The sequence below is a fragment of the Neisseria sp. P0001.S007 genome, assembly GCF_051963655.1.
GTDB lineage: Bacteria > Pseudomonadota > Gammaproteobacteria > Burkholderiales > Neisseriaceae > Neisseria > Neisseria subflava_A.
In genome coordinates this window covers 1-23,031 of record NZ_JBQCUB010000015.1, presented here as the reverse complement: position 1 = coordinate 23,031, position 23,031 = coordinate 1, and the positions used below count along the sequence as shown (strand labels likewise).

At 50.5% G+C, this 23,031-nt stretch carries 21 protein-coding genes, 3 tRNA genes and 2 pseudogenes; 24 read left to right on the top strand and 2 right to left on the bottom strand.

Annotated elements, in window-relative coordinates:
• The first annotated feature begins 360 nt into the window (after nucleotides 1-360).
• The 5 genes from pyrB to ACTHRE_RS10825 all read left to right on the top strand — a co-directional run bounded on the left by pyrB (nucleotide 361) and on the right by ACTHRE_RS10825 (nucleotide 3,900).
• The gene (gene pyrB, locus ACTHRE_RS10845; protein ID WP_377072050.1) at nucleotides 361-1,281 is read left to right on the top strand and encodes an aspartate carbamoyltransferase; all 921 of its coding nucleotides are present in this window, start codon (nucleotides 361-363) and stop codon (nucleotides 1,279-1,281) included.
• A 10-nt stretch (nucleotides 1,282-1,291) separates the two neighbouring features.
• Nucleotides 1,292-1,750 (top strand): aspartate carbamoyltransferase regulatory subunit, encoded by a 459-nt coding sequence (pyrI, locus tag ACTHRE_RS10840; protein WP_003684689.1) that lies wholly within the window; start codon nucleotides 1,292-1,294, stop codon nucleotides 1,748-1,750.
• A gap of 193 nt (nucleotides 1,751-1,943) precedes the next feature.
• Nucleotides 1,944-2,609: a hypothetical protein gene (locus ACTHRE_RS10835; protein WP_440345065.1), complete on the top strand. Its 666-nt coding sequence runs from the start codon at nucleotides 1,944-1,946 to the stop codon at nucleotides 2,607-2,609.
• A 275-nt stretch (nucleotides 2,610-2,884) separates the two neighbouring features.
• Nucleotides 2,885-3,748, top strand: coding sequence for a GNAT family N-acetyltransferase (locus ACTHRE_RS10830; protein ID WP_003749223.1), 864 nt, complete (start codon nucleotides 2,885-2,887; stop codon nucleotides 3,746-3,748).
• 23 nt (nucleotides 3,749-3,771) lie between these two features.
• A complete protein-coding gene (locus ACTHRE_RS10825) occupies nucleotides 3,772-3,900 on the top strand; it encodes a hypothetical protein (RefSeq protein WP_295863611.1) in 129 nt (42 codons plus the stop codon).
• 65 nt (nucleotides 3,901-3,965) lie between these two features.
• On the opposite strand, the gene ACTHRE_RS10820 is transcribed toward ACTHRE_RS10825, so the two are convergent.
• Nucleotides 3,966-4,469: a hypothetical protein gene (locus tag ACTHRE_RS10820; RefSeq protein WP_036491365.1), complete on the bottom strand. Its 504-nt coding sequence runs from the start codon at nucleotides 4,467-4,469 to the stop codon at nucleotides 3,966-3,968.
• Between the two features lie 221 nt (nucleotides 4,470-4,690).
• On the opposite strand from ACTHRE_RS10820, the gene pyk reads away from it, so the two are divergent.
• Together pyk and ACTHRE_RS10810 are read left to right on the top strand one after the other, a co-directional pair.
• Nucleotides 4,691-6,163, top strand: a complete 1,473-nt coding sequence (pyk, locus tag ACTHRE_RS10815) for a pyruvate kinase (protein ID WP_377072045.1) — start codon at nucleotides 4,691-4,693, stop codon at nucleotides 6,161-6,163.
• A 176-nt stretch (nucleotides 6,164-6,339) separates the two neighbouring features.
• Nucleotides 6,340-7,755: an OmpP1/FadL family transporter gene (locus ACTHRE_RS10810; protein ID WP_188212421.1), complete on the top strand. Its 1,416-nt coding sequence runs from the start codon at nucleotides 6,340-6,342 to the stop codon at nucleotides 7,753-7,755.
• Nucleotides 7,756-8,062: 307 nt separating this feature from the next.
• Here ACTHRE_RS10810 and ACTHRE_RS10805 read toward each other — a convergent pair whose 3' ends face one another.
• Complete coding sequence (locus ACTHRE_RS10805; protein WP_188212420.1) at nucleotides 8,063-9,328, bottom strand: LysM peptidoglycan-binding domain-containing protein; 1,266 nt, start codon at nucleotides 9,326-9,328, stop codon at nucleotides 8,063-8,065.
• A 234-nt stretch (nucleotides 9,329-9,562) separates the two neighbouring features.
• On the opposite strand from ACTHRE_RS10805, the gene def reads away from it, so the two are divergent.
• The 17 genes and pseudogenes from def to ACTHRE_RS10720 form a co-directional block, all read left to right on the top strand.
• Nucleotides 9,563-10,066, top strand: a complete 504-nt coding sequence (gene def, locus ACTHRE_RS10800; protein WP_003678675.1) for a peptide deformylase — start codon at nucleotides 9,563-9,565, stop codon at nucleotides 10,064-10,066.
• A 135-nt stretch (nucleotides 10,067-10,201) separates the two neighbouring features.
• On the top strand, nucleotides 10,202-11,128 hold the full coding sequence (fmt, locus tag ACTHRE_RS10795) for a methionyl-tRNA formyltransferase (RefSeq protein WP_308882268.1): 927 nt from the start codon (nucleotides 10,202-10,204) through the stop codon (nucleotides 11,126-11,128).
• 33 nt (nucleotides 11,129-11,161) lie between these two features.
• Nucleotides 11,162-11,680 (top strand): O-acetyl-ADP-ribose deacetylase, encoded by a 519-nt coding sequence (locus ACTHRE_RS10790; protein ID WP_377072042.1) that lies wholly within the window; start codon nucleotides 11,162-11,164, stop codon nucleotides 11,678-11,680.
• 46 nt (nucleotides 11,681-11,726) lie between these two features.
• Nucleotides 11,727-12,986: a 16S rRNA (cytosine(967)-C(5))-methyltransferase RsmB gene (gene rsmB, locus ACTHRE_RS10785; protein ID WP_377072040.1), complete on the top strand. Its 1,260-nt coding sequence runs from the start codon at nucleotides 11,727-11,729 to the stop codon at nucleotides 12,984-12,986.
• Complete coding sequence (locus ACTHRE_RS10780) at nucleotides 12,952-13,545, top strand: DUF4390 domain-containing protein (protein ID WP_300480998.1); 594 nt, start codon at nucleotides 12,952-12,954, stop codon at nucleotides 13,543-13,545. Before rsmB ends, ACTHRE_RS10780 begins: the two co-directional genes overlap by 35 nt.
• 3 nt (nucleotides 13,546-13,548) lie before the next feature.
• Complete coding sequence (locus ACTHRE_RS10775; RefSeq protein ID WP_377072038.1) at nucleotides 13,549-15,675, top strand: sensor histidine kinase; 2,127 nt, start codon at nucleotides 13,549-13,551, stop codon at nucleotides 15,673-15,675.
• Complete coding sequence (locus tag ACTHRE_RS10770; RefSeq protein WP_036491346.1) at nucleotides 15,662-16,936, top strand: sigma-54-dependent transcriptional regulator; 1,275 nt, start codon at nucleotides 15,662-15,664, stop codon at nucleotides 16,934-16,936. The genes ACTHRE_RS10775 and ACTHRE_RS10770 overlap by 14 nt, the downstream gene beginning before the upstream one ends.
• A 235-nt stretch (nucleotides 16,937-17,171) precedes the next feature.
• Nucleotides 17,172-18,102, top strand: a pseudogene (dprA, locus tag ACTHRE_RS10765) (DNA-processing protein DprA); the annotation flags it as partial.
• Between the two features lie 104 nt (nucleotides 18,103-18,206).
• A pseudogene (locus ACTHRE_RS10760) lies at nucleotides 18,207-18,362 on the top strand (DNA-processing protein DprA); the annotation flags it as partial.
• Nucleotides 18,363-18,386: 24 nt separating this feature from the next.
• Complete coding sequence (locus ACTHRE_RS10755; RefSeq protein ID WP_070849635.1) at nucleotides 18,387-18,842, top strand: DUF494 family protein; 456 nt, start codon at nucleotides 18,387-18,389, stop codon at nucleotides 18,840-18,842.
• A 73-nt stretch (nucleotides 18,843-18,915) separates the two neighbouring features.
• Nucleotides 18,916-21,222 carry a type I DNA topoisomerase gene (topA, locus tag ACTHRE_RS10750; protein WP_377072037.1) on the top strand — a complete coding sequence of 769 codons (2,307 nt, stop codon included), beginning with the start codon at nucleotides 18,916-18,918 and terminating at the stop codon, nucleotides 21,220-21,222.
• Nucleotides 21,223-21,370: 148 nt separating this feature from the next.
• Nucleotides 21,371-21,943, top strand: a complete 573-nt coding sequence (rsmD, locus tag ACTHRE_RS10745; RefSeq protein WP_314598548.1) for a 16S rRNA (guanine(966)-N(2))-methyltransferase RsmD — start codon at nucleotides 21,371-21,373, stop codon at nucleotides 21,941-21,943.
• 122 nt (nucleotides 21,944-22,065) lie between these two features.
• The gene (locus ACTHRE_RS10740) at nucleotides 22,066-22,317 is read left to right on the top strand and encodes a YfhL family 4Fe-4S dicluster ferredoxin (RefSeq protein WP_003679513.1); all 252 of its coding nucleotides are present in this window, start codon (nucleotides 22,066-22,068) and stop codon (nucleotides 22,315-22,317) included.
• Between the two features lie 98 nt (nucleotides 22,318-22,415).
• Nucleotides 22,416-22,499 (top strand) — tRNA-Tyr (locus ACTHRE_RS10735).
• A 31-nt stretch (nucleotides 22,500-22,530) separates the two neighbouring features.
• Nucleotides 22,531-22,604: transfer RNA gene (locus ACTHRE_RS10730), tRNA-Gly, on the top strand.
• Nucleotides 22,605-22,613: 9 nt separating this feature from the next.
• Nucleotides 22,614-22,688, top strand: a tRNA-Thr gene (locus ACTHRE_RS10725).
• A 50-nt stretch (nucleotides 22,689-22,738) separates the two neighbouring features.
• Nucleotides 22,739-23,031: GTP-binding protein (locus ACTHRE_RS10720; RefSeq protein WP_260223530.1), on the top strand; the 293-nt coding region annotated here is incomplete at its 3' end.

The window sequence follows — 23,031 nt, the reverse complement described above, 5'->3', positions numbered from 1 at the left end:
GCTGAACCGTTTGCCGGTTCGGGTTGACGGGCGGCTTTGTATGGGCAGTGGCAATGAAGACTTGGAGCAATGGGGGCTTTTATTGGGCAATAACTGAAAATACCGAATCCCTGTGCTTGGGTTTCAGCTGTAGAGTACCGAGGGTTATTTTGCAAAGGTATCAGGCCGTCTGAAAACTTGAAAGAATCTGAAAACTTGAAAGAAGCAGCCGTCTGTTAAATATGCGATAATGCGGAAGATTTCATGGGTGTGGTAGGAACATGGTTGTGATTGTCCGACGGGGATGATGTCGGGTAATGATGGAATCGGTTTGCTTGAAACGCCCGCCTGTTGCGGGCTTTTTTATGGGAAGGAATGGTCATGCCTAATCCGCTTTATCGGCAACATATTATTTCAATTTCAGATTTGACGACAGAGCAGCTCGAATTGCTGCTTCAGACGGCCTTGAAGTTGAAAAAGCAGCCTCGTGAAGATTTGCTTGAAGGCAAATTGATTGGTTCGTGCTTTTTTGAACCGTCCACCCGTACGCGTTTGTCTTTTGAAACGGCGGTACAGCGTTTGGGTGGGAAAGTTATCGGTTTTTCCGATGGCGCGAACACCAGTGCGAAAAAGGGTGAAACGCTTGCAGATACTGCGAGGATTATTTCCAGCTATACGGATGCGATTATTCAGCGACACCCGAAAGACGGTGCGGCCCGTGTGGTGGCCGAGTTTTCGAGCGTACCTGTGATTAATGCCGGTGATGGTACTAATCAACATCCGAGCCAGACGCTTTTGGATTTGGTAACGATTTATGAAACACAGGGCAGTTTGAGCAATTTGAAAATTGCGATGGCCGGTGATTTGAAATATGGCCGTACGGTACACTCATTGTGCCAGGCATTGAAGCGTTGGGGTTGTGAGTTTGCATTTGTATCTCCCCCCAGCTTGGCAATGCCGGACTATATCACTGAAGAGCTGGAGGAGGCCGGTTGCCCTTACCAAGTTTTGTCCAGTTTGGAAGAAGCGGTCGAATGGGCGGATATTTTGTACATGACCCGCGTTCAGCGCGAACGTTTTGATGAGCAGGAATTTGCCAAAATTCAGGGTAAATTCAATCTTGATGCGCCGATGTTGGCAAACGCCAAACCCAATTTGCGCGTCTTGCATCCTTTACCGAGGGTAGATGAAATTCATCCGGATGTGGATAAAACACCTCATGCCTATTATTTTGAGCAGGCAACCAATGGCGTGTATGCACGGATGGCGATTTTGTCTTTGGTATTGAACGAAGAAGTTTAAGGAGCGAAAGATGGAAAACTCAAAACTCAGCGTTGAAGCGATTGAACAAGGTACGGTAATTGACCATATTCCTGCCGGTAAAGGCTTGGCTATTTTAAGGCAGTTTAAGCTGCTGCATTATGGCAGCGCGGTTACGGTCGGTTTTAATTTGCCCAGCAAAACGCAGGGAAGCAAAGACATCATCAAAGTCAGCGGCGTATGGTTGGATGCCAACGCGGCCAACCGTTTGGCTTTATTTGCCCCTGAAGCAGTGGTAAACAAAATCGATCAGTTTAAAGTGATCGACAAACAGCATTTGTCATTACCGGACGAAATCTCGGAAGTGTTCCGCTGCCCGAATACCAATTGTGCCAGTCATGGCGAGCCGGTCATCAGCCGCTTTTATGTCCGTTCACATAATGGACAGACGCGTTTGAAATGCCATTATTGCGAAAAAACCTTCTCGCGTGATTCGGTTGCCGAAGCCTGATAAAAATCTCAGGCCGTCTGAAAACACGGCTGTGCAGTTCGAGTTGTCTGCTTGATACATCAGTTTCATAAAAAGCAAGATATTAAGCAAATTGCGTTAAAATTACGTTAAAATAATGCCTTCTGAGTTGATGACATCATTTGCTCAAAAGGCATTATTTTTTTATAACACGATACGAAATGTAGGAAAACTTATGCACTCATCCATACAAAGCCGGTTTGCCCCAATTTTATACGTCTTGATTTTCTTTGCCGGATTTTTAGCAGCACAAGTTTGGTTTAATCAGCAAGCCTATTTGACCAATCTTCCCCTTTTGGTTACAGCCATTTCTGCCGTTGCATTTGTTTGGTTGATTTGGGCCGTCGTATCTGCGCGATCTAAAGCTAAAAGCAAGATGTTGCACCGTGAGCAGCTGATTCAAAAAGAAAGCATTCACCCTGTTTTGCATGCGACGTTGCAGCGTTCTGACGGTCAAACGGATTTATTGGTTTTGGTTGTCCGCAATAGCGGTAAGGGCTTGGCGAAGAATGTGCGTTTTGAGGCTGAGGCTTTGCCGGATCACTTGCCGAGCAAGCTGGTTGCCGATGCAGTTATGCGCTTGGAGATGTTTTCCGGCGGTGTGGATATGCTGGCATCGGGCGAATTGTATGGCGGCGTGTTTGCAAGCATGTTGGCGCTGGCTGCCGAATTGCCGGACCAGACATTTGGCGGCGTGTTGAAACTGAAGGCCACTTATGAAAATGCTTTTGGCGATCAATGCACTTCAGAAAGCATTTTGGATTTGAGCATACTGAATTTCAACTTGTCGGAAATTAAATCCGGTGGCGAACAAAAGCCCCGCAAGAAATTGTTGTATTGATATACAAAATATGCAGGCCGTCTGAAACCGAAATACTTGGTTTCAGACGGCCTGTTGTTATTTTTCAAATGATTTTTGAAGAAAAAGAGGCGTATCGGGTATAATAATCAAAGAATTCGAAACGGATTGTCAGGATCGGCAAGCCGTCTCATCATTGTTTTAGTTCAAAACTTTACTGATATTTTTTCAATCATCTGTTGCTATGTATCGGAACTTTTTCTGATGTCGGCAGCGGCGAAATATTCCTTCAGCCATTTACTTTCAGGAAGCTGCTTATGTTAGTGTGTAATCCTTATGAAGTTGTGATCCATGGTACAACCAGCAAAGGCAAGATTTTCCGACCAAGCGACTGGGCGGAGCGCCTGTGCGGTATTTTGTCCTCCTTCACCAAAGACAACCGCCTTTCCTATTCGAATTGGGTGCGCCCGATTTTGGTGGACAATGTCCGTTGTGTGGCAGTCGATAAAAAACTGGAAGAAGACAATCCGCAAATGTTCCGTTTCTTGATGGATTTTGCAGCGGATAACGATTTGCGCGTGATTGACTGCAAAGCCTTACTCAAAGAGCAGGAAAGCAAGCAGCAGGGCGAAGTGCCGGTCGAGCGCGTTTTGTTGGCGCAGGCGATTGAAGAAAAACATGCCGCCGAGCGTGCGGAAGCAGCCGATACCCAGCCTGAGCCTCAAGCTGCCGCGCCTGTGGTCGGCGTATTGCGTGAAATTCCACCGGAAGAAACTGCGACCGCTTTTGCGGCATTAAGCATTTTGCGTTCTTCTTTGACCGATATTCACCGTTTTGTCGAACAAATCAACGAGCATCAGCGTAAAACCGGCTACCGTCTGCTGGGTATTTTTGAAGAAGGCAAACAAAATGCCGTAGCCGTATGCGGTTTTCATGCTGCGTACAATTTGGCCAGCGGTTACCACATCCATATTGACGACATTGTGACCATGCCTCAAAGCCGCCGAAAAGGCTATGCTTCGCGCTTGTTGGAAGAAGTACGCAAAATCGGTGCGGAAACCGGCGCAACCAAAATCCATCTGAATGTCCATGTGAACCATGACCGTGCAGATGCGCATCGTCTCTACTTCAAAAACGGATTTGAAATTTGCGCCTACCATTTCCGTTGCGATCCGAAATAATTTTTGTGGAAAGAGGGAATCCCATGTTGAAGATTTTAACTGCGGTTGTTTTGACACTGAGCTTGGCGGCTTGCGCATCAGGCAGCGGGCAAGGCAGCTCGCAAATGTATGGTGAGATTAAGGCCGGTGTAGAAACCAGCCATCAACGTTGAGGCATATAATGACAAGGCCGTCTGAAATAGGTTTTTCTGTTTCAGACGGCCTTTTTGCAGCTTGATTAGAGGGTAGCGGAGGTGTCGTCGGTGGCAACAGTCCGATGCAGGCGATACCAATTGTACAGGCGCAAGATGCACAAGAAGGCAATAATGGGCATGCAGGCTGCGGTAACCAGATAACGCGGGTTGCTGAAGTTTAAAACATTGCGGCCGGAAAGCAGCGACAAAGCGGCATGCAACCATTCCCACAAAGACGAAATGCTGAATGCCAAAACAGCCAACAGGCCGAGGGTTCGGAAAATACCGATGGGCAGGATTTGTCGGCGCAATACGGCGCGGTTGAGTTGGAACAAAACAATCAAACCGAAGCCGATGATGCAGACCATGCCGCCGTTGGCGACGATTTGCAGACTGTTGAAGGCGATGTCGGGCGTAACGGAAAGCGTGCCGGACTGGTTGGATGCAGTTTGTTGCAAGTTTAAGCCTTGCATCACATTCAGGACGAAACCGTATATCAGGTCGGCCAAAACGATGCCGATGGGCAGAGGAGTCAAAAAACGTTTCATGGATCGGTCGGATATTTCAGTATTCTATTCGTATGGGTGAGGCCGTCTGAAAATTAAACATGACGACGTGAGGGTATATTGTATCCGATAGGAAAGTAGGTTAATGCAAAAATAAATTTAGTTTAAGTCAGAAAATGATGTAATTTTACGCCAACATTATTGCATTAAGAGTACAATCCTCTTCATTATCAAACGTGAAATCAACAGGAAAGGACGTTTACATGAGCCAATTGCAACGTGATTTAACCCGTATCAGCCACAATACCAAAATTGTCGCCACACTGGGTCCGGGCAGCAACAATGTACAATTGTTGGAAGACATGATCCGTGTCGGCGGCCTTAATGTCGTCCGTTTCAATTTCAGCCACGGTACGCCGGAGTTTCATGAAGAAAATGCCCGTATCGTACGCGAAGCCGCGAAACGTGCGGGTCAGGAAATCGCCATTCTGGCCGACTTGCAAGGACCTAAAATCCGTGTCGGCAAAATTGCCGGCGGCAGCATCGAGCTGAATAAGGGTGAAACCTTGATTTTGGATGCCGCACTTGAAGGCGAAGGTACACGCGAAGCGGTTGGTCTGGACTACCGCGATTTGCCGAATGACGTCGTTGCCGGCGATGTTTTGTGGCTGGACGACGGCCTGTTGACTTTGACCGTTGAAGCAGTTGAAGGAAGTAAGATTATTACAAGGGTAGAAAACAGCCATGTGCTGAAAAGTAACAAAGGTATCAACAAACGCGGCGGCGGCCTGTCTGCCGGTGCGTTGACCGAGAAAGACTTCCGCGACTTGAAAACCGCGATTGCCATCGGTTGCGACTACTTGGCCATCAGCTTTGTGAAATCTGCCGAAGATTTACACATCGCACGCGCCAAAGTCGAAGAAGAAATGAAAGGCAGTACAGCCGTACGTCCCGGTTTGGTTTCCAAAATTGAGCGTGTAGAAGCCATTGAAAATCTGGACGAAATCATCCTTGCCAGCGACGGTATTATGGTTGCCCGCGGCGACTTGGCAGTGGAAGTCGGCCATGCCGCCGTACCTGCCCTGCAAAAACGCATGATCCGCCGCGCCCGTGAGTTGCGCCGCTTCAGTATTACCGCAACCCAAATGATGGAATCGATGATTACCAACCCCGTACCGACCCGCGCGGAAGTCAGCGACGTGGCCAACGCGGTATTGGACGGTACCGATGCGGTGATGTGTTCCGCCGAAACCGCCGTTGGCGCGTATCCGTTTGAAACCGTCAGCCAAATGGCGATTATTTGTGCGGCTGCGGAAAAAGAACAAGATTCGCTCAACGGCGTTGCCGAACAGGTTGAGTATCCCGAAGCCGTCAGCACCAACTTGGCGATTGCCGGCGGTGCGGTCAGCGTGGCGCGCGCGGTTCACGCCAAAGCCATCGTTGCCCTGACTGAAAGCGGTTCGACCGCCTTCGAAGTCAGCCGCCACAACATCACCCTGCCGATTTTTGCCCTGACGCCGAGTGTTTCAGCGCAACGCCGCATGGCGATGTACCGTGGCGTGCGTCCGTTGATTTTGGCCACCAGTACCGACCACGATACCGCGCTGAACGAAGTGGAAGCCATGCTGGTAGAACACAAAATCCTCCAAAGCGGCGACCAATACATCATCACCAGCGGTTCGAAAATGCGCGAATCCGGTTCGACCAATACGCTGGAAGTGTTGCAGGTCAAATAATTGCAGTGATCTGATGATTGGAAAAGCAGGCTGTTTCAGCCTGCTTTTTTTGTGTAAAAAAAGAAAAGATTAGGCAAAAATAATGATGTAGTATAGAATTGAGTGCCTATACTAAATCAATAAAGGACGTTTCAGACGGCCTTTTTCTTTGTCCGCTACTTTCACGGTAAACCAAAATGATTCATTTCAATCTGAAAAAAACAGCATTTATTTTAAGCGCAGCACTGTTATCTACCGCCGTCCAAGCCTCCGGCTACCACTTCGGCACACAATCCGTTAATGCACAAGGCACGGCCAACGCCGCCGCCGCCGAAGCCGCCGATGCATCAACCATTTTCTACAACCCGGCCGGTTTGAGCAAAATCGACAGCAGCCAAATTTCCGTCAATGCCAATATCGTTTTTCCAAGCATTCACTATGAAGCGGAATCTGCAAAACACTTCCGTACGGGTGCCGATGTCAGCGGCTCGACCAGCGGCAAAATTACCGAAACCACCGTTGCTCCGCACATCTATGGCGCGTACAAAGCCAGCGACGATGTCACTTTGGGTTTGGGCGTGTACGTTCCCTTCGGCTCTGCAACCGAATATGAAAAAGATTCAGTATTGCGCCACAACATCAACAAACTGGGTTTGACCACCATCGCTATCGAGCCGGTAGTCGCATGGAAACTGAATGAGCAACACACCGTCGGTGCCGGTTTGATTGCCCAATATTCCAAAGCCGAATTGCGCAAATACTCCGACTGGGACGCTTCCGGCGCCATCAGCCAATTGGCCAGCGGCTTGGCTTCCCGTCAAGCAGGCCGTCCCGTTGCTGTCGATGCGACCGGCAAAGCTGACGGTCATGCCGATGTAAAAGGCCACGATTGGGGCTTCGGCTACCAACTGGCGTGGATGTGGGACATCAACGACCGCGCACGCGTGGGTGTGAACTATCGTTCCAAAGTATCGCATACGCTGAAAGGCACTGCCGATTGGGAAGCGGACGGCGCATATGCAAAACGTGCTTGGGATTTGGGTGCAATGGCTGCACGCGGTTATGTGCCGAACGAAAAAGCCAGCGTCAAAATCGTTACGCCTGAGTCTTTGTCTGTTCACGGTATGTACCGCGCTACAGACAAAACCAATTTGTTCGGCGATGTGACTTGGACGCGCCACAGCCGCTTCAACAAAGCCGAGCTGGTGTTTGAAAATACCAAAAACGTTGTCAACGGCAAATCCGACCGTACCGTCATTACGCCTAACTGGCGCAACACTTATAAAGTTGCATTCGGCGGCTCTTACCAAGTTACCGAACCATTGCAACTGCGTGCCGGTATCGCTTTCGACAAATCACCGGTTAAAAGTGCTGAAGACCGCATGAACAGCCTGCCTGACGGCAACCGTATCTGGTTCTCCGTTGGTGCTAAATATCAACTGGGTAAAAAACATGTGATCGATGCGGCGTACAGCCATATCCACATCAATGACACGGTTTACCGCACCGGCAAAGCCAGCGGCAACGACGTGGACAGCCGCGGTGCATCCTCTGCCCGCTTCAAAAACAAAGCGGATATCTTGGGCTTGCAATACACTTACAAATTCAAATAATCGGATTTGAGTGGTGGATAAAAAGGCCGTCTGAAGATTTCAGACGGCCTTTTTAATTGGCAGGAACAGATGGAACAATCAATAGGCAATAAATAGCGTGTTGGGCTTTCCATATTGCTGATTGGAATGGCAGAACGGGAAGACGATAGAAAAAGGGCAGCCGATTAAAGGCTGGAGAAATGAGATGGTGTTTGCGCTTTAAACAACGCGTTACCAATTTTATTTAATGGGCGGAAATCAAAAGGCCGTCTGAAAAACAGGTTTTCAGACGGCCTTTATTTGTCAGATGGCTGCTAAGAAAGCTCAATCAGCTGCGGACTTCCAGTTCGATTTCTCTTTCTTGTTCGTCTTCGGCCGGTTTGTCCATGGTTTTTTCATCGGCCATGTTGTCCAAATCGCGGCCGGGCTCGGAGGCGGTATCGCCGATGGAAACGCTGTTCAGGCTTTCCAAAATAATGGCGGAGGCCAGATGGTCGGATGTGCGGTACACCATTGCCAAACCGATTTCTTCCGCCGGAATGGAAACCAATTCAACCGTATCTTTGTCTTTCGGCTTGCGAATCAGGTTATTGGACAGATTGACACGGACTTGGCGGCCGCGTTTGTAGAGGCTGACCACCGTGCCTTTGTCCAGGCCGTCGAGTTCGCCTTTATCCAAAGTAATGGTTTGGAACTGGCCGGCTTCGCCCACGCCGTCGAAGATGGAAACGACTTTGGCCTGAATCGGACGGGCAGGGGCGTGAGGCATAACATTGAAACTGTCGAGGCCTTCGGGCAGTTTCAGCAGATAGTCGTCTTTGCGGATTTCGGAAACGGCTTCTTCGATAACCAAAGGTTGAGCGGACTGGGTGCGCAGCTTCATGACTTTGTTGACTTGGGTGTAATACTCGTTGCTTTTGAGTTTTTCGTCAGAAGCGCGGGTACGGTTTTCCAAGGCGGAGTCGGTGTAAGGCAGCGTGTTGGCGATGCCGCTGAACACGACTTCTTGGCCGAGGAATTTGCCGGTTTCCGGATCGGTGATGTTTTTATTGACGCGGTAGGTCAGGTAGCGGCCGGGTTCGGTCAGGCCGTATGCGTACACGCGGTTGCCTTGGGTGTAGAGGACGCGGTTGTCGGGGCCTGCAATCAGGCGCGGTGCGTTGGCGGTTTCTTCCGGAGCGATAATCTGCGGATGTTTCATGAACATACGGTAGAGATTGACGTTGACGGTCGGAATACCGTAGCCGGAAGTTTCGCGTACGCGCGGATGCAGTTTGATCACGGGAATGCCGTCTGAACGGGTTTGAGCGTGTTCAAAACCCAGTCGTGGCTGGCCGTTGACGTAGCGTAAAACCAACACCTGACCCGGATAGATCAGATGCGGATTGCGGATGGCGCTGCGGTTGGCGCCCCAAAGGCGGTTCCATTGCCACGGGCTGTACAGATATTTGCCGGAAATACCCCACAAGGTATCGCCGTTTTTAACGACGTAGCGTTGCGGCGCATTGGGGCGGATTTTTAAAGAAGCTGCCTGAGTGTGGGCAGAAATAGCCATGCCTGCCATGCAAAGCAGGGTTATAATACGTTGTTGCATAACCGTTCCCCTTGAAATCGGTTTGGTTTGTCTTCAGATGATAAACAGAGAAGGCTGGAGTTTGCGAAACTGCCGCCCATCCATCAATACGATAACGAACGGCCTCTGTCGCGCTATCTTAACATTTTTCGGCGTTATTTTAGCATTGAATGTTGCTGTCATGACAGGAGATTGTGGCGGCGGAAACCAAATCTGTATGAAAATCACACATCAGCTTTATAAAACGAGAATATTATGGCTTTACTGAACATCCTCCAATACCCTGACGAGCGTTTGCACACGGTCGCCAAACCTGTTGAAAAAATCGACGAGCGCATCCAGACATTGGTTGCCGATATGTTTGAAACCATGTACGAAGCACGCGGTATCGGCTTGGCGGCCACCCAGGTCGACGTACACGAGCGCATCGTCGTGATGGATTTGACCGAAGACCGCAGCGAGCCGCGCGTGTTTATCAATCCCGTCATTGTCGAAAAAGACGGCGAGACGACTTACGAAGAAGGCTGCCTGTCCGTGCCGGGCATTTACGATACCGTGACTCGTGCCGAGCGCGTCAAAGTTGAAGCCTTGAACGAAAAAGGCGAGAAATTCACACTGGAAGCAGACGGCCTGCTGGCAATCTGCGTGCAGCACGAATTGGACCACCTGATGGGCATCGTGTTTGTCGAACACTTGTCGCAGCTGAAACAAGGCCGCATCAAAACCAAACTGAAAAAACGTCAGAAACACACCATCTGACCTGCGCATCGCTTAAAGGCCGTCTGAAAAGACAAAACAGAAGGCAGACTTCGGTTTTCAATCTTTCAGACGGCCTTTTCAGCTGAAACAGTTTGCCCAACGCGCCCATTCAAACCATTTCCACAAGGACACAACATGAAAGTCATCTTTGCCGGTACGCCCGATTTTGCCGCCGCCGCCTTGAAAGCCATCGCCGCCGCAGGTTTTGAAATTCCGCTGGTGTTGACCCAGCCCGACCGCCCCAAAGGCCGCGGCATGCAGTTGACCGCATCGCCGGTCAAACAGGCTGCCTTGGAATTGGGTTTGACTGTGGCGCAGCCGGAAAAGTTGCGTAATAACGCCGAAGCCCTGCAAATGCTCAAAGATACGGGCGCAGATGTGATGGTAGTGGCCGCGTATGGCTTGATTTTGCCGCAGGATGTGTTGGATACGCCCAAACACGGCTGCCTCAATATCCACGCATCGCTGTTGCCCCGTTGGCGCGGCGCAGCACCGATTCAACGTGCGATTGAAGCCGGCGACGCCGAAACTGGCGTGTGCATCATGCAGATGGACATCGGCTTGGACACTGGCGATGTGGTCAGCGAACATCGCTACGCCATTCAACCTACGGATACTGCCAACGAAGTGCATGATGCGCTGATGGGTTTGGGTGCGGAAGCGATTGTGGCCGACTTGCAGCGTTTGCAGGCGGAAGGCCGTCTGAACGCGGTCAAACAGCCTGAAGAAGGCGTTACCTACGCCCAAAAATTAAGCAAAGAAGAGGCGCGTATCGATTGGAATGAAAGCGCGGCTGTGATTGAGCGCAAAATCCGTGCTTTCAACCCTGTACCTGCCGCGTGGGTCGAGTATCAAGGCAAACCGCTGAAAATCTGGCGTGCCGAGGTAGTGTCCAAACAGGGTAAGGCTGGCGAAGTATTGTCCTGCACTTCAGACGGCCTGCTGGTGGCGTGCGGTGAAAATGCGCTGAACATTACCGAATTGCAGCCTTCCGGTAGCAAACGCATGAGCATACAGGCATTTGCGGCAGGCAGAACGATTGAAGTCGGAGCGGTTTTGTAACAGGCTGGAAATCAACGTAGAGGAAAGAAGACAATGGCTGTTTTTGAAGTGCTCGAGGGCGATATTACCCGATTGGCAGTCGATGCGATTGTCAATGCCGCCAATTCATCGCTGTTGGGCGGTGGCGGCGTAGACGGTGCGATACACCGCGCCGCGGGCAAAGAGCTGCTGGACGAGTGCCGCACTTTGGGCGGTTGCCGCACAGGCGAAGCCAAAATAACCAAAGGCTACCGTTTGCCTGCACGCTTTGTCATCCACACGGTCGGGCCGGTATGGTTTGGCGGACAACAAAATGAAGAGGCCAAATTGGCACAATCCTACGCCAATTCCTTGCTGCTTGCTCAGAAACACAATCTCCTCAGCATCGCTTTTCCGTGCATCAGCACCGGTGTGTACCGTTTCCCGGCCGAAGCCGCCGCGTGTATCGCTTTGGAGAGTTTGAAACAAGCCCTGCCGCACTGTCCGGCAGTGGAAAAAATCATCTTTTGCTGTTTTTCCAAAGCAGATGTCGAATATTATCGGGCATTGCTGGCAGCCGAACAGGCCGTCTGAAATCCTCCGAACACTTGAAATCAAATATAAATCAGAAAGCAAAAATATGAGTATGTCCCTCGCCCAAAAACTGGCCGCTGACAGCGTTGCCGCGGTTGCCGAAGGGCGCAATCTTCAGGATGTTTTGGCGGAAATCCGTGCGGCGCATCCGCAGCTGACGGCGCAGGAAAACGGCGCGTTGCAGGATATTGCTTACGGATGCCAACGTTATTTGGGCAGTTTGAAGCACATGCTTGGTCAAATGCTGAAGAAGCCGATTGACAATCCGCAGCTTGAAAGCCTGCTTTTGGCGGCGATGTACCAACTGCATTACACGCGCAATGCGCCTCATGCTGTGGTCAATGAAGCGGTGGAAAGCATTGCCAAAATCGGCCGCGGCCAGTTCCGCTCGTTTGCCAATGCGATTTTGCGCCGCTTTTTGCGTGAACGCGACAAGCTCGCGGCTTCCTGCAAAAAAGACGATGTGGCGAAACACAATTTGCCGCTGTGGTGGGTGGCTTACTTGAAAAACCATTATCCGAAACATTGGCACAACATCACCACTGCGCTGCAATCGCATCCGCCGATGACTTTGCGTGTCAACCGCCGACACGGCAATGCCGAAAGTTATTTGGAAAAATTGGCTGCGGAAGGTATTGCGGCCAGGGCGTTGGACGAATACGCCGTGATGTTGGAAGAAGCCGTGCCGGTAAACCGCCTGCCCGGTTTTTCAGACGGCCTGGTGTCGGTGCAGGATTTTGGTGCACAACGTGCTGCCTATTTGTTGAACCCGAAAGACGGCGAACGCATCCTCGATGCCTGCGCGGCACCGGGCGGCAAGACAGGCCATATCTTGGAACTGGCAGATTGTCATGTTACCGCTTTGGATATAGACGAGGGCCGTCTGAACAGGGTGAAGAGCAATCTTGACCGTTTAGGCTTTCAAACGGCCTCTTTGACTTGTGCCGATGCGCAGGACTTGACAGCGTGGTATGATGGCAAGGCCTTTGACGCTGTCTTGGCCGATGTGCCGTGTACCGCTTCGGGTGTGGCGCGCCGCAATCCCGACGTCAAATGGCTGCGCAGACCGACCGATGCCGTCAAAACCGCACGCCAACAGGAAGCATTATTAGACGCGCTGTGGCAGACCCTGACGAAAAACGGCAGGATGTTGCTGGCTACCTGCTCGGTCTTTGTCGAAGAAAACGACGGTCAGTTGCAAAAATTCCTTAACCGCCATGCCGATGCCGAGTTGATCGAATCGCATGTGCTTTTACCGAACAAACATCAAGATGGCTTTTATTACGCGCTTATTAAAAAGCAGTAAAACGCTGATTGTACCGCTCTTGCTCGCCGTGTCGTTGAATGCGGCGGGCGAGGGCATCAGTGCGACCCGTGCCGAGGCAAAGCTGACCCATGCCGGACAGCTTTCCGTTAGTAGCCGTTTCCGCACCGACCTTCCCGACCAGCTTAAAGAAGCACTCAAACAGGGCGTCCCCCTGCATTTCAATTTGAGTTGGCAGCTGTCAGCGCCGTCCATGTCGTCTTATAAATTCAAGTTCGACCAGCTGCTCAACAACGACAGCACGATTCAATACAAATTGTCCTTCCATCCGCTGACCAACCGCTATCGCGTTACCGTCGGTACGTTTTCTACCGAGTACGATACGCTTGAGACTGCCTTGCGCGCAGTGGGCGCGGTCGCGAATTGGAAGGTTTTGTCCAAGGGTGCGCTGAGTGACGTGGCCGCCAAAGACACGAAGGCTGAAATCCGCCTGCTGCTGACAACCGCCAAGCTGCCCAAACCGTTCCAAATCAATGCCCTGACGTCTAAAAACTGGCATTTGGATTCGGGTTGGAAATCCTTGTCGGTCGAGCAGGAGTAAACCATGCGCCGCTTTCTCCTGATTGCCGCCGTATTCGCCGTTGTTTTGTTGTACGGTCTGACTGTTGCAACGGGCAGCAGCAACGTATTGTCCGATTATTTCTGGTGGATTGTTGCTTTGTGCGGCTTGCTGTTGCTGGTGTTGGCCGCGGTGTTGGTGCGCTATGTCGTGCTTTTGATGCGCGACAATAGCAAAAGCGTATTCGGCTCGCAGATTGCGCGTCGGCTGTCGGGGATGTTTACTTTGGTTGCCGTATTGCCGGGCGTGTTTTTGTTCGGTATCTCCGCCCAGTTTATTAACGGTACGATTAATTCTTGGTTTGGCAACGATACCCATGAGGCTCTAGAGCGCAGCTTAAACTTGAGCAAATCCGCGCTGAACTTGGCGGTGGACAACGCTGTCAGCAACGCCACGCCGGTGCAAATCGACTTAATCAGCGCCGCTTCGCTGGACGGCAACTTAGGGCAAGCGCTGGCAAAATCCGCGCTTACTGCCGACTTTGCCCAGCTGGCGCTTTATAACGCGACTACCCATAAAGCCGAGAAAAGCATCAATCCCTTGAAACTAAATCAACCTGAGCTTAACAAAGAAGGATGGGAGCAACTGGAGCAGACCGGCTCGGTGCGCAGCTTGGAAAACATCGGCGGCGTGCTGTATGCTCAAGGCTGGATGCTGATCGGTCCGCATAAAAATCAGGATTATGCGTTGTTTTTTCGGCAGCCGATTCCGAAAGATGTTGCCCAAGATGCGACGCTGATTGAAGCAGCCCGCGCCAAATACGCCGAGCTGAGTTATACCAAAAAAGGCCTGCAAACCTTTTTCCTGTCCACGTTGTTGGTCGCGACATTGTTGGCCATCTTTTTGGCGCTGGTGATGGCTTTGTATTTTGCCCGCCGTTTTGTGGCACCGGTGTTGTCGCTGGCAGAGGGCGCGCGGGCGGTGGCTCAGGGTGACTTCAGCCAGACCCGGCCGGTATTCCGCAATGACGAGTTCGGACGGTTGACCCAGTTGTTCAACCACATGACCGAGCAATTGGCGATTGCAAAAGAGGCAGACGAGCGCAACCGTTTGCGCGAAGAAGCCGCACGCCATTATTTGGAATGCGTGTTGGAAAGTTTGACCACAGGCGTGATTACTTTGGATGCCGACGGCCGTCTGAAAACCTTTAACAAGGCCGCCGAACAGATTTTGGGCGTTTCGCTGGTGTCTTTGTGGGGCAGCAACTGGCATCAATGGCACGGCAAATCGCCGCAGCAAACCTTGTTGGCCGATGTGTTTGCCGCCATTAATGAAACCGCCGACAGCGACAAACCCGTCCAAGTCGAATATGCCGCGCCCGACGATGCCCGAATCTTGTTGGGCAAAGCCACCATCCTGCCGGAAGACAACGATAACGGCGTGGTGATGGTGATTGATGACATTACTGTCTTGATGCGGGCACAAAAAGAGGCCGCATGGGGCGAAGTGGCGAAACGGTTGGCGCATGAAATCCGCAATCCGCTTACGCCTATTCAGCTTTCCGCCGAGAGATTGGCATGGAAATTGCATGATAAACTTGATGAACAAGACGCCCAAATCCTCAGCCGTTCAACTGATACCATCGTCAAACAGGTTGCCGCGCTGAAAGAAATGGTCGAAGCATTCCGCAATTATGCGCGTGCGCCGTCGCTGAATTTAGAAAAACAAGATTTAAACGGTTTGGTGTCGGAAGTATTGGTATTATATGAAGCCGGCGCGTGCAAGTTTAATGCACGGCTTAGCGCCGACGCCCTGCCGATTGTTGCCGATACGACGGCGATGCGCCAAGTGTTGCATAACCTATTTAAGAATGCTGCAGAAGCGGCAGAGTCGGACGAAGCGCCGCAAGTAAACGTCGAAACAGGGCGCGAAGGCGGACAGGTTTTCCTGACTGTCTGCAACAACGGTAAAAGTTTCAGCAAAGAAATGCTGCACAATGCTTTTGAGCCGTACGTTACCGACAAACCGACAGGAACGGGGCTGGGTTTGCCCGTTGTGAAAAAAATTATCGAGGAGCATGGCGGCCGTATCAGCCTGAGCAATCAGAACAGCGGCGGCGCGTGCGTCAAAATAGCTTTACCGGAAATGGCAGAAACTTATGCGAAGCAGTGATATTTTGATTGTAGATGATGAAGTAGGCATCCGCGACCTGCTCTCCGAAATCCTTCAAGACGAAGGCTATACCGTTACTTTGGCCGAAAATGCCGAAGAAGCGCGCCAATTGCGTTATCAAACGCGTCCGGCCATGGTGTTGCTGGACATTTGGATGCCCGATTGCGACGGCATCACTTTGTTGAAAGAGTGGGCGAAAAACGGCCAACTCAATATGCCTGTTGTTATGATGAGCGGTCATGCCAGCATTGACACCGCGGTTGAAGCCACCAAAATCGGCGCGCTCGATTTTCTGGAAAAACCGATTGCCCTGCAAAAACTCTTGTCCGCAGTAGAACGCGCCTTGAAACATGGCGAAGTTCAGACGGCCTCCGGCATGACTTTGGACAAACTGGGCAACAGCCCCGTCATTCAAGAAATGAACGGCAGCATTGAAGCGGCCGCCAAACACAACCGCCCGCTGTTGTTGGCCGGTGAGGCAGGCTCGCCGTTTGAAATTGTCGCCCGCTATCTGCATAAAAGCGGTACGCCTTGGGTGGCAACCGAACGTGTCGAACACATTGTCGATACGCCGTTGGAGCTGTTGCAAAAAGCATCGGGCGGTATTTTGTATGTCGGCGATATTGCCCGTTACAGCAAAAACATCCAAAACGGCATCGCTTTCTTGCTTGAAAAAGCCGACCGCTACAATGTCCGTGTGATTGCTTCATGCGGCTTTAAGCGCGGCGAGAGCGCCGATGACGTCGTTACCGGCCGACTGGCGGAGTTGTTGAAAGAGCGTATCAATATCCCTTCTTTGCGTAGCCAACCGGACGACATCGTCTTTTTAATCAACCGCATCATGACCGATTTGGCCGAAAGTCAAAAAATCCAGCCGGTAAAATTCAGCGACAGCGCGTTGGTGGTTTTGCGCCAATACGATTGGCCGGGCAATTACGACCAGCTTGCCGAAACGGTGAAAAACATCATGTTGGAATCGGACGGCAAAGAAGTGGACGATCAGGCCGTTGCCGCGGCTTTGGGTCAGAAGGAAAATGCAACGGCGACAGAAATCATCGGTGGCTTCAATTTCAATATGCCTTTGCGCGAATTGAGGGAAGAAGTCGAGCGCCGTTACTTTGAGTACCACATTGCCCAAGAAGGCCAAAATATGAGCCGTGTGGCGCAAAAGGTCGGTTTGGAGCGTACGCACCTTTACCGCAAACTCAAACAACTCGGTATCAGCGTATCGCGCCGCAGCGCCGACAAATCCGAAGAATAAGTGCAATATCGGTTCAAACACAAAAGAGGCCGTCTGAAAGCCATCAGGTTTTTCAGACGGCATCGTCATTTGACGGTTTGCTTGGATAAGCAATATTTGATAAAAAATAATGATATGGCCCGGCATTGTTGTTTTACATTTTGGGCCGACAAAAGTTTTATACCAATAAAATTTTCAGACGGCCTTAATTTACTTCAGGCCGTCTGAAAAACCATTACGAAAAGGGAACAGATTGATGACGGAAAACGAGCGTTTTGCTTGGTTGCAACTGGCATTTACGCCCTATATCGGCGCAGAAAGTTTTTTGGTGCTGTTGCAGCAATTCGGTAGCGCACAAGCTGCCTTGAGTGCGCCGGCAGACAAAATTGCTGCGTTGGTACGCCATAAACAGGCGGCCGAGTCATGGCGCAATGCGGACAAACGGGCTTTGGCGCAGCAGTCTGCCGAAGCCGCTTTACAATGGGAAATGCAGGACGGTTGCCGTCTGTTGCTGCTGCAAGATGATGATTTCCCCGAAATGCTGACACAAGGCATTACCGCGCCGCCGGTCTTGTTTTTGCGCGGCAATGCAGGACTGCTGCACACACCTTCTGCCGCGATTGTCGGCAGCCGCCATGCCACGCCTCAGGCCATGCGGATTGCCAAAGATTTCGGCAGAGCGTTGAGTGAAAAAGGCATTCCCGTCGTATCGGGTATGGCTTCGGGTATCGATACCGCCGCCCATCAGGGCGCATTGCAGGCAGATGGTGGCACCATCGCCGTCTGGGGAACCGGTATAGACCGCATTTACCCGCCGTCCAATAAAAACCTTGCTTATGAAATCGCTGAAAAAGGATTGATTGTCAGCGAGTTCCCTTTAGACACACGCCCGTTTGCAGGCAATTTTCCTCGCCGCAACCGTCTGATTGCCGCATTATCGCAGCTGACATTGGTGGTCGAAGCGGCATTGGAATCCGGCTCATTGATTACTGCCAAGCTGGCGGCGGAGATGGGGCGCGAAGTGATGGCGGTACCCGGTTCGATAGACAATCCGCACAGCAAAGGCTGCCACAAGCTGATTAAAGACGGAGCAAAATTGGTGGAATGTTTGGACGATATTCTTCACGAATGTCCGCAGCTATTGCAAAATACGTCTGTTCCATCATATTCTATAAATAAGACGGTCAAACCGAAAAACGACCAAACCAAACGTCTGCAACCCAAAACAATAGCGGATGAACCGCAAAGGCCGTCTGAAAACCCTCCTGCCGCCCCATCAACAAGCGCTTTATTGGAAGCAATGGGTTACGACCCGATACACCCCGATATTTTGGCGCAACAAACCAATACGGCAGCAGCAGACGTATACGCACAGCTTTTGGAATACGAACTCGACGGTATCGTTGCCGCTTTGCCGGGCGGCCGTTACCAGCGCATCAAAGCATAAATTATCTATATTTAAGGAACCAGCATGACCGAAGTCATTGCCTATTTAATCGAACACTTCCAAGATTTCGACAACTGTCCGCCTCCGGAAGATTTGGGTCGCCTGCTGGAAGATGCAGGTTTTGACGCTACGGAAATCGGCAACACATTGATGATGATGGAAGTCTTGTTCAATACGTCCGAATTTTATGCCGAGCCGTTTAACAGCGATTCCCTGCGCATATTCTGCCGTGAAGAAGCTGAAAACCTGCCGCAGGAAGTCATGGGCTTGATGCAGTATCTGGTTGCCGAGCACGCAATTACTTACGAGCAGCGCGAAATCGTCATTCACGCCCTGATGCACATTCCATCGGACGAAATCACCCTCGATACCGCCAAAGTATTGGTATTGCTGGTGTTGTGGATGCACAAGAGCGAGTTGCCCGTCCTGATTGGCGACGACTTGATGAGTGCGTTGACCGGACAAAACGTGATGCACTAAACCTTTTTTCAGACGGCCTCAATAATAAAGGCCGTCTGAAACATAAACCCAATACATCCAAAAGAGAACAACAATGGCGAAAAACCTATTAATCGTCGAATCCCCGTCCAAAGCCAAAACCCTGAAAAAATATCTGGGCGGTGATTTTGAAATCTTGGCGTCTTACGGCCACGTCCGCGATTTGGTTCCGAAAAGCGGAGCAGTCGATCCCGACAATGGCTTTGCCATGAAGTACCAGCTGATCAGCCGCAACAGCAAACACGTCGATGCCATCGTCGCCGGTGCCAAAGAAGCCGAAAACATCTACCTCGCAACCGACCCGGATAGGGAAGGCGAAGCCATTTCTTGGCATCTTTTGGAAATCCTCAAATCCAAACGCGGCTTAAAAAACATTAAGCCGCAGCGTGTCGTGTTCCACGAAATCACCAAAAACGCCGTGCTCGATGCGGTTGCCCATCCGCGCGAAATCGAAATGGATTTGGTCGATGCGCAACAAGCCCGTCGTGCTTTGGACTATCTGGTCGGTTTCAACCTTTCGCCATTGTTATGGAAAAAAATCCGCCGCGGTTTGAGCGCGGGCCGCGTGCAAAGTCCCGCCCTGCGCCTGATTTGTGAGCGCGAAAACGAAATCCGCGCGTTTGAAGCGCAAGAATATTGGACAGTACATCTCGACAGCCACAAAGGCCGCAGTAAGTTTACCGCCAAACTCGCCCAATACAACGGCGCGAAACTCGAACAATTCGACCTGCCGAACGAAGCCGCGCAAGCCGACGTGTTGAAAGAACTCGAAGGCAAAGAGGCCGTCGTTACCGCCATCGAAAAGAAAAAGCGCAGCCGCAATCCCGCCGCGCCGTTCACCACATCTACCATGCAGCAGGATGCCGTACGCAAACTCGGTTTTACCACCGACCGCACCATGCGTACCGCCCAACAGCTTTACGAAGGCATAGACGTAGGGCAGGGAGCCATCGGTCTGATTACCTATATGCGTACCGACAGCGTGAATTTGGCCGATGAAGCGTTAACCGAAATCCGCCATTACATTGAAAACAAAATCGGCAAAGAATATCTGCCAAGTTCGGCCAAGCAGTACAAAACCAAATCCAAAAACGCCCAAGAAGCCCATGAAGCCATCCGCCCGACTTCCGTGTACCGCACGCCTGAAAGCGTCAAACCCTTCTTGAGCGCAGACCAGTTCAAACTCTATCAAATGATTTGGCAGCGTACCGTCGCCTGTCAGATGACGCCTGCCAAATTCGACCAAACCACCGTCGATATTACCGTCGGCAAAGGCGTATTCCGCGTAACCGGACAAGTGCAGACTTTCGCAGGCTTCTTGAGCGTTTATGAAGAAAGCAGCGACGACGAAGAGAGCGAAGACGGCAAAAAACTGCCTGAAATGAGTGAAGGCGATAAATTGCCTGTAGACAAACTTTACGGTGAACAACACTTCACCACTCCGCCGCCGCGCTACAACGAAGCCACGCTGGTTAAAGCCCTCGAAGAATACGGCATTGGCCGCCCCTCGACCTACGCCAGCATCATCTCCACGCTCAAAGACCGCGAATACGTTACCCTTGAGCAAAAACGCTTTATGCCCACCGACACAGGCGACATCGTCAACAAATTCCTGACCGAACACTTCGCCCAATATGTCGATTACCACTTCACCGCCAAACTCGAAGACCAGCTTGACGAAATTGCCAACGGCAAACGCCAATGGATTCCCGTGATGGATAAATTCTGGAAGCCATTTATCAAACAAGTAGAAGAAAAAGAGGGTATCGAACGCGCCAAATTCACCACGCAGGAACTCGACGAAACCTGCCCGAAATGCGGCGAACACAAACTGCAAATCAAATTCGGTAAAATGGGTCGTTTCGTCGCGTGTGCCGGTTATCCCGAGTGTAGCTACACGCGCAACGTCAACGAAACTGCTGAAGAAGCTGCTGAACGCATCGCCAAAACGGAAGCAGAACAAGCCGAACTCGACGGACGTGAATGCCCTAAATGCGGCGGTCGCCTAGTGTACAAATACAGCCGTACCGGCAGCAAATTCATCGGCTGTGCCAACTATCCGAAATGCAGACATGTCGAGCCGTTGGAAAAACCCAAAGACACCGGCGTCCAGTGCCCACAATGCAAAAAAGGCAACCTCGTCGAGCGCAAATCCCGCTACGGCAAACTGTTTTACAGTTGCAGCACTTATCCGGATTGCAACTACGCGACATGGAACCCACCCATTGCAGAAACCTGTCCAAAATGCGCGTGGCCGGTTTTGACCATCAAAACCACCAAACGCTGGGGCGTGGAAAAAGTCTGTCCGCAAAAAGAATGCGGCTGGAAAGAACAGATCGAACCGCCGGCACCGAAAGAGTAATTGGTTAAAGCTTGGGTAGAAAAAGGCCGTCTGAAAAATGATTTTCAGACGGCCTTTTTGTTTCTAAAAGAATAGAGTGAAATACGGCTTGATAGCAGTTTCACTATATAATTAAGGTCGTCTGAAAACTCGGCATCTTTTAAGAATTATGGCAAACAACAAACATTCCAAACACACCAATCAAGTACGCATCATCGGTGGGAAATGCAGGGGACGAAAGTTAATATTTTTATCTGCAGATGGTCTGCGCCCGACGCCTGACAGCGTGCGTGAAAAACTGTTTAATTGGCTGGGCCAGGATTTAACCGGCAAAACAGTATTGGATTTATTCAGTGGCAGCGGTGCTTTGGGAATGGAGGCTGCTTCTCGTCATGCGGCAAAAGTGGTAATGGTCGATAACCACCGCCAAACCGTTCAAACGCTTCAGAAAAATATCCGTGAATTAGGTTTGAAACAAGTAGAAATCGTGTGTTCAGACGGCATGGCTTATCTGGCAAGGCCGTCTGAAAAATTTGATGTTGTGTTCCTTGATCCGCCGTTTGCATGGGAAGATTGGCAAAATCTGTTTATCCGATTGCAAAGCCACTTGAAAAATGGGGCAATGGTCTATATTGAAGCAGGGAAGCTGCCTGCAAAACCGGATTGGCTGGAAGTTTATCGGGAAGGAAAGGCGGGAATGAGTAGGTTTGAATTGTTGCTCTATTTGCAAGTTGCTGAATAGTATGGAATTTGAGAATCATTCCCAAGGTGTAAAACATTCTTTCAAACGGATTGTTCCGACGTCATTTGTGCTATAATCCGCGCCCAATCGGTTTTGATAATTTAAGAAAAAAGGAAATAGAAATGTCGCTCTTTATTACAGATGAGTGCATTAACTGCGATGTGTGCGAACCGGAATGTCCAAATGATGCCATTTCGCAAGGTGAAGAAATTTACGAAATCAATCCAAATTTGTGTACGCAATGTGTAGGCCATTACGATGAGCCTCAGTGTCAACAGGTATGCCCTGTCGATTGTATCTTGATCGATGAAGAGCATCCTGAAACGCACGAAGAACTGATGGCTAAGTACGAAAAAATCATTCAGTTTAAATAAATAGTGTTTAAAAGCAAGAACTTGGATATTTTTAAAGAAATAAATGAAAAAAAATCTTGACGGAAATCTGAGTTGCCAATAAACTAGCGTTCTCTTTTGGAGGGATTCCCGAGCGGTCAAAGGGGGCAGACTGTAAATCTGTTGCGCGAGCTTCGAAGGTTCGAATCCTTCTCCCTCCACCAAAAATTCTTACTTGGAGCAAAAAGTGAGTATGCGGGTGTAGCTCAATGGTAGAGCAGAAGCCTTCCAAGCTTACGGTGAGGGTTCGATTCCCTTCACCCGCTCCAAATAATTTCGCCCATGTAGCTCAGGGGTAGAGCACTCCCTTGGTAAGGGAGAGGTCGGCAGTTCAAATCTGCCCATGGGCACCATCTCATTATTACCCTTTATTTTCAAAAAGCTTAGATTATAGGATATTGCCATGGCTAAGGAAAAATTTGAACGTAGCAAACCGCACGTAAACGTTGGCACCATCGGTCACGTTGACCATGGTAAAACCACTCTGACTGCTGCTTTGACTACTATTTTGGCTAAAAAATTCGGTGGCGCTGCAAAAGCTTACGACCAAATCGACAACGCTCCTGAAGAAAAAGCTCGTGGTATTACCATTAATACCTCTCACGTAGAATACGAAACCGAAACCCGTCACTACGCACACGTAGACTGCCCGGGCCACGCCGACTACGTTAAAAACATGATTACCGGTGCTGCCCA

What these genes read in the sequence shown, in the direction of transcription:
- pyrB (WP_377072050.1), top strand. Translation starts at nt 361, where the DNA reads ATGCCTAATCCGCTTTATCGGCAACATATTATTTCAATTTCAGATTTG.
- pyrI (WP_003684689.1), top strand. Translation starts at nt 1,292, where the DNA reads ATGGAAAACTCAAAACTCAGCGTTGAAGCGATTGAACAAGGTACGGTA.
- ACTHRE_RS10835 (WP_440345065.1), top strand. Translation starts at nt 1,944, where the DNA reads ATGCACTCATCCATACAAAGCCGGTTTGCCCCAATTTTATACGTCTTG.
- ACTHRE_RS10830 (WP_003749223.1), top strand. Translation starts at nt 2,885, where the DNA reads ATGTTAGTGTGTAATCCTTATGAAGTTGTGATCCATGGTACAACCAGC.
- ACTHRE_RS10825 (WP_295863611.1), top strand. Translation starts at nt 3,772, where the DNA reads ATGTTGAAGATTTTAACTGCGGTTGTTTTGACACTGAGCTTGGCGGCT.
- ACTHRE_RS10820 (WP_036491365.1), bottom strand. Translation starts at nt 4,469, where the DNA reads ATGAAACGTTTTTTGACTCCTCTGCCCATCGGCATCGTTTTGGCCGAC.
- pyk (WP_377072045.1), top strand. Translation starts at nt 4,691, where the DNA reads ATGAGCCAATTGCAACGTGATTTAACCCGTATCAGCCACAATACCAAA.
- ACTHRE_RS10810 (WP_188212421.1), top strand. Translation starts at nt 6,340, where the DNA reads ATGATTCATTTCAATCTGAAAAAAACAGCATTTATTTTAAGCGCAGCA.
- ACTHRE_RS10805 (WP_188212420.1), bottom strand. Translation starts at nt 9,328, where the DNA reads ATGCAACAACGTATTATAACCCTGCTTTGCATGGCAGGCATGGCTATT.
- def (WP_003678675.1), top strand. Translation starts at nt 9,563, where the DNA reads ATGGCTTTACTGAACATCCTCCAATACCCTGACGAGCGTTTGCACACG.
- fmt (WP_308882268.1), top strand. Translation starts at nt 10,202, where the DNA reads ATGAAAGTCATCTTTGCCGGTACGCCCGATTTTGCCGCCGCCGCCTTG.
- ACTHRE_RS10790 (WP_377072042.1), top strand. Translation starts at nt 11,162, where the DNA reads ATGGCTGTTTTTGAAGTGCTCGAGGGCGATATTACCCGATTGGCAGTC.
- rsmB (WP_377072040.1), top strand. Translation starts at nt 11,727, where the DNA reads ATGAGTATGTCCCTCGCCCAAAAACTGGCCGCTGACAGCGTTGCCGCG.
- ACTHRE_RS10780 (WP_300480998.1), top strand. Translation starts at nt 12,952, where the DNA reads ATGGCTTTTATTACGCGCTTATTAAAAAGCAGTAAAACGCTGATTGTA.
- ACTHRE_RS10775 (WP_377072038.1), top strand. Translation starts at nt 13,549, where the DNA reads ATGCGCCGCTTTCTCCTGATTGCCGCCGTATTCGCCGTTGTTTTGTTG.
- ACTHRE_RS10770 (WP_036491346.1), top strand. Translation starts at nt 15,662, where the DNA reads ATGCGAAGCAGTGATATTTTGATTGTAGATGATGAAGTAGGCATCCGC.
- ACTHRE_RS10755 (WP_070849635.1), top strand. Translation starts at nt 18,387, where the DNA reads ATGACCGAAGTCATTGCCTATTTAATCGAACACTTCCAAGATTTCGAC.
- topA (WP_377072037.1), top strand. Translation starts at nt 18,916, where the DNA reads ATGGCGAAAAACCTATTAATCGTCGAATCCCCGTCCAAAGCCAAAACC.
- rsmD (WP_314598548.1), top strand. Translation starts at nt 21,371, where the DNA reads ATGGCAAACAACAAACATTCCAAACACACCAATCAAGTACGCATCATC.
- ACTHRE_RS10740 (WP_003679513.1), top strand. Translation starts at nt 22,066, where the DNA reads ATGTCGCTCTTTATTACAGATGAGTGCATTAACTGCGATGTGTGCGAA.